The sequence below is a fragment of the Micrococcus sp. KRD070 genome (assembly GCF_017168435.1).
Classification (GTDB): domain Bacteria; phylum Actinomycetota; class Actinomycetes; order Actinomycetales; family Micrococcaceae; genus Micrococcus; species Micrococcus luteus.
On record NZ_JABFNH010000024.1, the window covers coordinates 154848 to 165558 of the forward strand.

Annotated in this window: 7 protein-coding genes; 3 read left to right on the top strand and 4 right to left on the bottom strand. The window is 74.3% G+C overall.

The annotated features are described in order from the left end of the window. Both J1M38_RS10380 and J1M38_RS10385 read left to right on the top strand, forming a co-directional pair. The coding region (locus J1M38_RS10380; protein ID WP_206501239.1) for an alpha/beta fold hydrolase at window positions 1-2900 on the top strand (2900 nt) is incomplete at its 5' end. Then, window positions 2897-3970, top strand: coding sequence for an NAD(P)-dependent oxidoreductase (locus J1M38_RS10385; RefSeq protein ID WP_044659527.1), 1074 nt, complete (start codon window positions 2897-2899; stop codon window positions 3968-3970). The genes J1M38_RS10380 and J1M38_RS10385, both read left to right, overlap by 4 nt. A 124-nt stretch (window positions 3971-4094) precedes the next feature. On the opposite strand, the gene J1M38_RS10390 is transcribed toward J1M38_RS10385, so the two are convergent. Further along, complete coding sequence (locus tag J1M38_RS10390; RefSeq protein WP_044659526.1) at window positions 4095-6200, bottom strand: type IIA DNA topoisomerase subunit B; 2106 nt, start codon at window positions 6198-6200, stop codon at window positions 4095-4097. Window positions 6201-6452: 252 nt separating this feature from the next. Between J1M38_RS10390 and J1M38_RS10395 the strand changes: the two genes are divergently transcribed. After that, on the top strand, window positions 6453-6662 hold the full coding sequence (locus J1M38_RS10395) for a hypothetical protein (protein ID WP_002858172.1): 210 nt from the start codon (window positions 6453-6455) through the stop codon (window positions 6660-6662). Between the two features lie 65 nt (window positions 6663-6727). On the opposite strand, the gene J1M38_RS10400 is transcribed toward J1M38_RS10395, so the two are convergent. From J1M38_RS10400 to J1M38_RS10410, 3 genes are all read right to left on the bottom strand, one after another. After that, entirely contained in the window at window positions 6728-8278 is a 1551-nt protein-coding gene (locus tag J1M38_RS10400; protein ID WP_239074670.1) for an RNA polymerase sigma factor, read from the bottom strand. Between the two features lie 160 nt (window positions 8279-8438). Then, window positions 8439-9497 carry a DUF4192 family protein gene (locus tag J1M38_RS10405; RefSeq protein ID WP_044659524.1) on the bottom strand — a complete coding sequence of 353 codons (1059 nt, stop codon included), beginning with the start codon at window positions 9495-9497 and terminating at the stop codon, window positions 8439-8441. A 36-nt stretch (window positions 9498-9533) separates the two neighbouring features. Further along, window positions 9534-10490, bottom strand: a complete 957-nt coding sequence (locus J1M38_RS10410) for a PAC2 family protein (protein ID WP_044659523.1) — start codon at window positions 10488-10490, stop codon at window positions 9534-9536. Between the last annotated feature and the right edge of the window lie 221 nt (window positions 10491-10711).

Consider the following 10711-nt stretch of genomic DNA (forward strand, 5'->3'; position numbering starts at 1 on the left):
CGGCCGACCGACTGCCCGGCTGGGACCCGGCGTGGTCCCGCCTCGTGGAGATCCGCTCCGCCGCGGACCCGGAGGGGACCGTGCGGACGCTGCACGTGGCGGACACCGGTCCCGTGCTCGCCGCGGCCGGGGCGGAGATCGTCGGCACGATCGTGGCGGTGCACGGCAACCCGACGTGGTCCTGGCTGTGGCGGTCCCTGCTCGCGGAGACCGTGCGCCGGGCACGCCGGGGCATGGCCGCGTGGCGCGTCGTGGCGCCGGACCAGCTGGACATGGGCTTCTCCGAGCGCCTCGCGCACGCGGGCTCCCCGTCCGCCGCGTCGATGGGCCGTGCCGGCGACACCTACCGCACGCTGGGCGGCCGCATCGCCGACCTGGACGCCCTGCTGGCGGCTCTCGGGCTGCGCGACCTGGCAGCCACCGGCCACCCGCTGATCACGCTCGGCCACGACTGGGGCGGTGTCGTGTCCCTCGGCTGGGCGGCGCGTCATCCGGAGCTGGTGGCCGGCGTCGCGACCCTGAACACCGCGGTCCACCAGCCCGAGGGGGCGCCGATCCCCGCCCCGCTGCAGGCCGCCCTCGCCGGGCCCGTCCTGCCGGCCTCCACCGTCACCACGGACGCCTTCCTCTCCGTGACGACCTCCCTCGCCACCCCGGCCCTCGACCGCGAGACGCGGGCCGCCTACCACCTGCCCTACGACACGGCGGCCCGACGCGGCGGCGTCGGCGGCTTCGTCGCGGACATCCCGGCCGACCCCGGCCACGGCAGCCATCCCGAACTGCAGCGGGTGGGCGAGGACCTCGCCGCCCTGGGCCGTACCGACGTGCCCGCCCTCATCCTGTGGGGCGCCGACGACCCGGTCTTCCTGGACCGCTACCTCGACGACCTCCGCGACCGCCTGCCCCACGCGCGCGTGCAGCGTTACGAGCGGGCGGGGCACCTGCTCGTGGACGACCGCGACATCACCGCGCCCCTGCTGCAGTGGGCCCAGCTGCTGCGCGGCGGCCAGCTCTCCGACCCCGCCTCGGGGCTGCCGGGCCCCGTCCCGCACGCCACCGCCGACGCGGCCGCCGACCCGGGCCTGGAGGTGGACCTCGGGGAGGAGCCCGGAGCCCGCGAGCCCGGCGTGGTCCGGCTCTGGGACCACCTGCGCGACTGGGGCGCCCCCGGCTCGGACCACCGCGAGTACACCGCGCTGGTGGACATGGCCGGCGCCCAGGCCGGCCGCTCGCTCGTGGGCACCGCCCGCCGCCCCGTGGCCGTCACCTGGGGTGAGCTGCAGGAGATGGTCTCGGCCATCGCGACCGGGCTGTGGGCCGCGGGCATGCGACCGGGCGACCGGGTCGCCATGCTCGTGCCGCCGGGTCGCGACCTGTCGGCGGCCCTGTACGCCGTGCTGCGCGTGGGCGCCGTCGCCGTGGTGGCGGACCAGGGCCTCGGGGTCAAGGGCATGACCCGGGCGATGAAGTCGGCCCGCCCCCGCTGGATCATCGGCCGCACCCCCGGTCTGACGCTGGCCCGCGCCCAGTCCTGGCCGGGCACCCGGATCTCCGTGACCGAGCCGGGCGCCGCCCAGCGCCGCCTGCTCGACGTCTCCGACTCGCTCTACGCGATGGTGGACCGCCACCGCGACCCGGCCACGGGCGACGCCGTCGACGAGTACGGCACCGTGCTGCCCGAGCCCGCCCTGGACGCGGACGCCGCGGTGCTGTTCACGTCCGGCTCCACGGGCCCGGCCAAGGGCGTCGTGTACACGCACGAGCGGCTGGGCCGCCTCGTGGCGCTGATCTCCCGCACCCTGGGCATCCGCCCGGGCGGCTCCCTGCTGGCCGGCTTCGCCCCGTTCGCGCTGCTCGGACCCGCCCTCGGCGCCGCGTCCGTCTCCCCGGACATGGATGTCACCCAGCCAGCCACCCTCACCGCGCAGAAGCTGGCCGACGCCGCGATCGCCGGGCAGTCGAGCGTGCTGTTCGCCTCCCCCGCCGCCCTGGCGAACGTGGTCGCGACCGCCGACGGCCTCGACGCGCCCCGGCGCGAGGCGCTCGACGCCGTGCGTCTCGTGCTCTCGGCCGGCGCCCCCGTGCACCCGCAGCTGATGCGTCAGGTCTCGGACCTGATGCCGAACGCCCGGGTCCACACGCCGTGGGGCATGACCGAGGGGCTGCTGCTCACGGACATCGACGGCGCCGAGGTGCAGCGCCTGCGCGCCGCCGACGACGAGGGCGTCTGCGTGGGCTCCGCGCTGCCCACGGTGTCCCTGGCCATCGCGCCGCTGCTCGAGGACGGCAGCGCCGAGGACGTCATCCTCGACCCCGCGCGGGGCCACGGCGTCCTCGGCGAGATCGTGGTCAGCGCCCCCCACCTGAAGGACCGCTACGACGCGCTCTGGCACACCGACCAGCAGAGCAAGCGCGACGGGCTGTGGCGGCGGGACGGCCGGGTATGGCACCGCACCGCCGACGTCGGCCACTTCGACGCCGAGGGCCGCGTCTGGCTCGAGGGTCGGCTCCAGCACGTGATCACCACGCCCGAGGGCCCGGTCGGTCCGGGTGGGCCCGAGAAGACCGTCGACGCGCTCGGGCCGGTGCGACGCAGCGCCGTCGTCGGCGTCGGGCCCCGGGGCACGCAGGCCGTGGTCGTCGTCGTGGAGGCGGCCGTGCCGGCCACGCGCCCGGCGCGGCGCCCGGGTCACCACCGGGACGGCCGGCCCAAGCAGGGCCTCGCCCCGACCGCGCTGGCCTCCGCCGTGCGCGCGGCCCTCGAGCCGCTGCCGGTGGCCGCGGTGCTCGTGGCCGATGAGATCCCCACGGACATCCGGCACAACTCCAAGATCGACCGCGCCCGGGTGGCCGACTGGGCGGAGGCCGTGCTCGCCGGCGGGAAGGTGGGTGCGCTGTGAGCGGCTTCGGCTACGACGTCGACCTCGACGCCGCCGGGATGCCCGACCTCGTCGAGCGCCTCGCGTCGCGCCGCGTCCTGGTGACCGGCGCCTCGGGGCTGCTGGGTGCGGGCGTCGCCCGGGTGCTCGCCGATGCCGGCAACGACGTGACCACCCTGCAGCGGCGTCCGTCGGGCGTGCCCGGTGCGCGGGACGTGCGCGGGTCCGTGACCGACCCGGCCGCCGTCGAGGAGGCCCTGACCGGCGCGGACACCGTGGTGCACGTGGCCGCGAAGGTGTCCGTGTCCGGCCCCGAGCACGAGTACGAGGCCGTGAACGTGGAGGGCACGCGCATCCTGTTGCACGCCGCACAGCGCCACGGCGTGCGACGCTTCGTCCACGTCTCCTCCCCCTCCGTGGCGCACGCCGGCGACTCCATCGTCGGCGAGGGCGCCGGAGCCGCCAGCCCCGAGCACGCGCGCGGACCCTACGCGCGCACGAAGGCGGCCGGCGAGCGACTGGCCCTGGCCGCCGACCGCGACGACTTCCGCGTCCTGGTGCTGCGCCCCCACCTGATGTGGGGGCCCGGGGACCTGCAGCTCACCGACCGGATCGTGCAGCGCGCGCGGGCCGGGCGAATGCCCGTGCTCGGCACGGGCGCTCCCCTGGTCGACACGCTGTACACGGCCAACGCCGTCGAGGCCGTGGTGGCGGCTGTGTCCGCGGCCGACGTGCACCACGGCGAGGCCCTCGTGGTCACCAACGGCGAGCCGCGACCGGTCGGCGAGCTGATCCGCCAGATCGCGCTGGCGGGCGGCGCCGCGGAGCCCGAACGCCGCGTCCCGGCGGGCCTGGCCCGGCGCGCCGGTGCCCTGATCGAGCGGGCGTGGGAGCGGGATCTGTTCGGGCTGCGGTCCCGGGGCGTGGGCTCCGACGACGGCGAGCCGCCGCTGACCGAGTTCCTCGCCGAGCAGCTCTCGACCGCCCACTGGTTCGACCAGCGTCGCACCCGTGAGGTCCTCGCGTGGACGCCGACCGTGAGCATCGACGAGGGCCTGCACCGCGTCGCGGCGTACTACCGCGACCGCTGACGCCCGCCGCGGCCGGAACGAGCGCCCGTCCCGAGCTTTCGTTCGGAAAACGGCGCGGGTCACGCCGCTTTCGTTCGGGAAACGGCGGCGGCCGCGCCGCCGTTTCCCGAACGAAAGCGGAGGGTCAGGCGTCGATGCGCTCGCGGTCCAGCTCGTCGGCGTGGGAGACGATGAAGTCCTTGCGCGGGGCCACCGCGGAACCCATGAGCAGGTCGAAGACGCGCTCGGCGGCCTCCACCTCGGCGATGTTCACGCGGCGGAGCATGCGGTGGCGCGGGTCCATGGTGGTCTCGGCCAGCTGGTCCGCGTCCATCTCGCCCAGACCCTTGTAGCGCTGGATCGGCTCGCGATACGAGCGGCCCTCCCGCTCCAGGCGGGCGAGCGTCGCGTGCAGCTCCTGCTCGGAGTACGTGTAGATGACCTCGCGTTCCTTGACGCCCCGGGTCACCGCCTCGATCCGGTGCAGCGGCGGGACGGCCGCGTACACGCGCCCGGCCTCGACCATGGGCCGCATGTAGCGGAAGAAGAGCGTCAGCAGGAGGGTGCGGATGTGGGCACCGTCCACGTCCGCGTCCGTCATCAGCACGACCTTGCCGTAGCGGGCCGCATCCAGGTCGAAGCTGCGCCCCGCACCACCCCCGACGACCTGGATCAGCGCCGCGCACTCGGCATTGGCCAGGATGTCCGAGACGGAGGCCTTCTGCACGTTCAGGATCTTGCCCCGGATCGGCAGCAGGGCCTGGAAGTCGGAGGACCGGGCCAGCTTGGCGGTGCCGAGCGCCGAGTCGCCCTCGACGATGAACAGCTCGGAGGAGGCGACGTCGTTGCTGCGGCAGTCCGCCAGCTTGGCCGGCATCGTCGAGGTCTCCAGGGCGTTCTTGCGCCGCTGGTTCTCCTTGTGGGTGCGCGCGGAGATGCGCGACTTCATCTCGGCGACGACCTTCTCCAGCAGCGTGTGCACCTGCTGCTTCTGGGCGCGGGCCGTGGAGGTGAGGCGGGCGGTCAGCTGCTTCTCCACCACTTGGGAGACGATCCGCCGCACCGCGGAGGTGCCGAGGATCTCCTTGGTCTGCCCCTCGAACTGCGGCTCGGCGAGCCGCACCGTCAGGACGGCGGTCATGCCGGCCAGCACGTCGTCCTTCTCCACCTTGTCCGACCCGGCCTTGAGCCGGCGCGCGTTGGCCTCCACCTGGGCCCGGAACACCTTCAGCAGTGCCGCCTCGAACCCGGACTGATGGGTGCCGCCCTTGGGCGTGGCGATGATGTTCACGAAGGACCGGAACACGGTGTCGTAGCCGACGTCCCAGCGCAGGGCGACGTCCACCTCGCACGTGCGCTGCACATCCTGCATGGAGGTGCGCCCGTCCTCGCCGAGCACCGGGACCCGCTCCTTGAAGGTGCCGGAGCCCTGGATCCGCCACACGTCCGTCACCGGGGTGGCGGGCGTGAGGTGCTCCACGAACTCGGAGATGCCGCCGTCGTACTGGAAGACCTCCTCGACCGGGCCGTCGGCGCCGGGCGTGCCGGGTCGGCGGCGCAGGTCCTTGACTGTGATCCGCAGGCCCGGGATCAGGTAGGCGGTCTGGCGCGCCCGCGCCTGGAGCTCCTCGGCGGAGAACGTCGCGTCCTTCACGAAGATCTGCTCGTCCGCCCAGTAGCGCACGCGCGTGCCGGTCTGCCCGCGCTTGGCCTTCCCGACGACGTCCAGCGGCGAGGCGTCCGTGGACGGCTCGAACGGGGCGTCTGGCGACGGGCGCGACCCGTCCTGGAAGCGGCCCGGCTCGCCGCGCCGGAACGACATCTGGTGGACCTTGCCGCCGCGCAGCACCTGCACGTCCAGGCGCGAGGACAGGGCATTGACCACCGACGCGCCCACGCCGTGCAGGCCACCCGAGGCGGCGTAGGAACCGCCGCCGAACTTGCCGCCGGCGTGGAGCTTGGTGAACACCACCTCGACACCGGACAGGCCGGTGCGCGGCTCCACGTCCACGGGGATGCCGCGCCCGTTGTCCTCGACCTCGACGGAGCCGTCCGGATGCAGGGTGATCTCGATCGACTGCCCGAAGCCGGCCAGAGCCTCGTCCACCGAGTTGTCGATGATCTCCCAGAGGCAGTGCATGAGGCCGCGGGAATCGGTGGAGCCGATGTACATGCCCGGCCGCTTGCGGACGGCCTCGAGCCCCTCCAGCACGGAGAGGTGGCGGGCGTTGTACTCGGTGTTCGCGGGCACGGGGCGGGCCTTTCGGTGGACGACGGCGGCCGGTCCAGCCTACTCCGCGGGCCGGACACGCCAGGGTTCGGGCCGGACGTCCCTGGGCAGCCCGGCCCGGCTGCTTGCGTACGCGGGTGGCGAAACGCGGGTGCGGGGCGGGCGCGCGGGGAAGTTCCCTGCCATCCTTGCTGTTCCATGGGACAAGAGGAGGACCGACCCGCCCCACCGGCGTCGTCGCCCTCCAGCCCCGAGAGACCCGAGGAGGACACCATGTCCATCACCGCCGTGGCCGAGCCGGCCGCCCTCACCCGTTCCGACCGCTGCGACCGCTGCGGCGCGCAGGCCTACGTCCGCGCCGTGCTGCACTCGGGCGGTGCCCTCCAGTTCTGCGCCCACCACGCCCGCGCCGTCGAGGACGCGCTGCGTCCCCAGGCCGCGCTGTGGCAGGACGAGACGGACCGCCTCACCGCCGGCGCCTGACGCGCCCGGCATGACGAAGGGCCGGACCCCCGCGGGGGTCCGGCCCTTCGTCATGCCGCTGCGACTCAGTCCAGGTAGTCCCGGAGCACCTGCGAGCGGGAGGGGTGACGCAGCTTGGACATGGTCTTCGACTCGATCTGGCGGATGCGCTCTCGTGTCACTCCGTAGACCTTGCCGATCTCGTCCAGCGTCTTGGGCTGGCCGTCGGTCAGGCCAAAGCGCATGGCGACGACACCGGCCTCGCGCTCGGAGAGCGTGTCCAGCACCGAGTGCAGCTGCTCCTGGAGCAGCGTGAAGGAGACGGCGTCCGCGGGCACGACGGCCTCGGAGTCCTCGATCAGGTCGCCGAACTCGGAGTCGCCGTCCTCGCCGAGCGGGGTGTGCAGGGAGATGGGCTCGCGGCCGTACTTCTGCACCTCGACGACCTTCTCCGGGGTCATGTCCAGCTCCTTGGCCAGCTCCTCCGGGGTGGGCTCGCGGCCGAGGTCCTGGAGCATCTGCCGCTGCACGCGGGCCAGCTTGTTGATGACCTCCACCATGTGCACCGGGATGCGGATGGTGCGGGCCTGGTCCGCCATGGCGCGGGTGATGGCCTGACGGATCCACCACGTGGCATACGTGGAGAACTTGAAGCCCTTGGTGTAGTCGAACTTCTCGACGGCGCGGATCAGGCCGAGGTTGCCCTCCTGGATGAGGTCCAGGAACAGCATGCCGCGACCGGTGTAGCGCTTGGCCAGGGAGACCACCAGACGCAGGTTGGCCTCGAGCAGGTGGTTCTTGGCCTTGCGCCCGTCCGCGATGATCAGCTGGATGTCCCGGCGCTCGCGGTAGTCGTCGGAGGCCTCGTGCTGCACGACGTGCTCGGCGTAGAGGCCGGCCTCGATGCGCATGGCCAGGTCCACCTCCTGCTCGGCGTTGAGCAGGGCGACCTTGCCGATCTGCTTCAGGTAGTCCTTCACCGGGTCCGCCGTGGCGCCCGCCACGACCACCTGCTGCACCGGGGCGTCGTCCTCGGAGTCGTCCATGACGAACGCGCCCTTGGACTGGGCCACCTTCTGGCCTGTGGCGGCCGTCGTGCCGGTCACGGCCTCCGCGTCCATCGCCGGACGCTCCGGAGCGTCCGAGCCGTCCGCGTCCTCATCATCAGAGTCTTCGGTGGCGGTCTCGTCCGCCACCACGTCCTCCTCGACGGCGTCCGCGGCCTCGGTGCGCTCGCGCGCCTGGACGAGCTCCTCGTCGTCCTCGGCCTGCTCGGCGGAGGCGGCGGACGCGGTGGCCTTCTTGCCCCCGGTCGTGGCGGTCTTCTTCGCGGCGGTGGTCTTGGCCGTGGCGGTGGTCTTGGCCGCGGTGGGCTTCCGGGTCGCCTTCTTCTTGGCCGTCGGCGTGGCAGCGGTCTTGGTCGCCGCCGACTTCGTCGCGGTCGTCCGCGTCGTGGCGCCCTTGGTCGTGGCGCTCTTCGTGGCTGCCGACTTCTTGGCTGCCGTGGAGCGGGTGCGCGTGGTCGTGGCCTCGGAGGCAGTGGTCTCCTTGCCGTCCTGCACACCGCTGGTCGTCGAAGTGGTCACTCGAGGCCTTTCCGTCTCGTCCGCGGCCACCCGCGGATCCTTGCAGTCCATAGACACGTGACCCTGTCAAGTCGCGGCCTCGGACGACCGACGTCGTCCGGGCCCGCCGACTGCAGGGTCCGTGAGTGCCAACGACGGCTGAGACCGATCTATTCCGCACCCGGGAAACGGGCTGCGGTCGGCCGTGCCGTCGTGAAGCCGCATCATTCTCTCATGGGCGGCCACCGTCGGGCCGCCACGCGGTGGCCGGGTCGGTCGCCCAGCCTGCGACGCACCCCGCGGCCACGATGCGTCGCAGGACGGAGACGAACGGGTCGCCGGGACTCAGCGCCGCCGCCGCGGTCAGGTGGGCGTCCGCGTCGGAGCCGTGGCCGCGGGCCCAGCCGACCCACCCGGCCAGCGCCAGGGCCTGCGCCGCCACAGCCGGCGTCGCGACGGGCACGAGCGCGCGCAGCCCCGCCCGCAGGGCGTCCAGCCGATCCCAGGCCGGCGCCCGGCCCGAGGCCGCGGTGAGGATCCGTTCCTCGTCCCCCGGATCCCCCGTGGCCGCGCCGGACGGCGCGGCGGCATGGAGCAGCAGGCCGTCGCGCCAGGCCGGACGCGTCAGCGGCGAGCCCAGCACGGCCGGTGCGGGCGCGCCGCGGTCACGAGCCGCGCCGGTCAGCACCGACTCCCACTGCGCCAGCCACGCGCGGCGTGCCGCGGGCGCGTCCTGCTCGGGAGGCCGCCACCGCGCGTCGTCGGCCCGGGCCGCCGCGGGACCGCGGCGCGGGACCGGGTCGGGCACTGCTGCACGGTCCCAGACCGAACCGCGGGTCATCAGGTGCAGGGACAGCGGCGCGGCTCGGGGGTCGAGCGGGCCCTCCTCGGCGACGCCGCTCCCCCACCAGGGGCGCGCCCGTCCCCGCGCGCACGTCCAGGCCGCGGTCAGGGGGCGACCCGCGGACGCCAGGGCGTCGTCGAGCGCCGCGGCCCAGCCGGGACGGGCGAGCGTGGCCCGGGCGCCGTCCGGCAGCGCGAGGCAGAGCGTCGCGTCCGCGGCTGCGTCCCGCCGGCACACCTCGGCCACGGCGCAGGCCCAGGCGCCGACGTCGACCTCCTCGGGAGGCAGGTCGACCCGCACCACGGCGCGCAGGCGCCCGTCGCGCAGGGTGAGGAGGACCAGGCTGCCCTCGGGCAACCGCCCGAGGGCGTGGCCGACGTAGGCGAGCAGGTCCTCCGGGCCGCGGGCCGGCAGGACGGGGACGTCGAGTGAGGTGGGGGCTTCCATGCCGCCACCCTGGCCGACCGGGCGCCCGCGGTGGGATCAGTCCCCGTCGCCGGTGGACGGACGGCCGGGTCCGTCCTCCTGTGCAGGAGCGGACCCGCCGCCGGCGTCCCGCGCGGCGAGGTACGCCTCGACGGCGGAGGCGAGTTCGTCGCCGTCGGGCAGGCCCTGCTCGGTCTCGAGCAACGACCGCTCCTGGTCCTCGGCGTTCTGGTCGTAGTTGCGCTCCAGGCCGGCGATCATCTGCTGGATCTCCCCGGACCCGGAGACCTGGCGCTCCAGCTCGGCCTCGATGTCCCGCGAGGCGTCTCGCAGGTCGTCCGAGGGCAGCATGAGCCCCATGGCGGCCCCCGCGTACTCGAGCGCGGCCACGGCCGCCTGGGGGAAGGACGCCTCGGCCACGTAGTGCGGCACATGGACGGTGTAGCCCGCCGTCGGCAGGTCCGCCTCCTCGGCGCGCAGCTCGAGCATCTGCAGCAGCCCCGCGACGATGTCCGCCTCCGGGCTCCAGGTGGACAGCCCCTCGACGGCGTCGGCGCGGGACCCGTGGGTCGTGACCCCGAGCCGCCGCGTGTGCGGCACGGGCAGCGGGGCCGCGTCGAGGAAGGTGAGCGAGTCCACCTCCCACTCCTGCGCGAGGCCGAGCACGGCCTCCGTCACCGCCTGCCACCGGAAGTCCGGCTCGGGGCCGGACAGCAGCAGGAAGGGGTGGCCGAGCAGGTCCTCGACCAGCTGCACCTCGAGCGCGGGCAGGCGCAGATCACGGTAGCGGTCCCGGTCGAACCGGAGCCGGGGACGCCGGGCGCGGTAGTCGAACATCGAGTCGACGTCGAAGGAGACGACGGTCCGATGGGTCAGGTGCTCGTGCAGCGCGGCCCGCACCTGCCGAGCGACCCGGCCCGCGTCCATGTGCCCGGTCAGGGCCACGAGCATGCCCAGGCCGGGGGGCACGGGCGCCCCCTCATGACGGGTGTACAGCGGCGCGGCGTCCTGCACGTCTCGTTCCCCTTCCGGTGGTCCGTCTGCGGGAGAGCCGTCCCCGCCGCCCGGATGGCGGCGGACGCGGATCCCTCCCTGTCCTCTGGCGTCAGTCAACCACGGCACGGCACCCTCCTATTCCGCGCCCGGCGTCCCCGGCTCCGGTTCGACCGGGACCGCTACCGTGATCTGCGCCTGCCCGCGCTCGAGGTGCAGCTGGTCGAGGACCTGCTCGGCCA

Coding starts and splice junctions, on each gene's coding strand:
- J1M38_RS10395 (WP_002858172.1), top strand. CDS start 6,453: ATGTCCATCACCGCCGTGGCCGAGCCGGCCGCCCTCACCCGTTCCGAC.
- J1M38_RS10400 (WP_239074670.1), bottom strand. CDS start 8,278: ATGGACTGCAAGGATCCGCGGGTGGCCGCGGACGAGACGGAAAGGCCT.
- J1M38_RS10405 (WP_044659524.1), bottom strand. CDS start 9,497: ATGGAAGCCCCCACCTCACTCGACGTCCCCGTCCTGCCGGCCCGCGGC.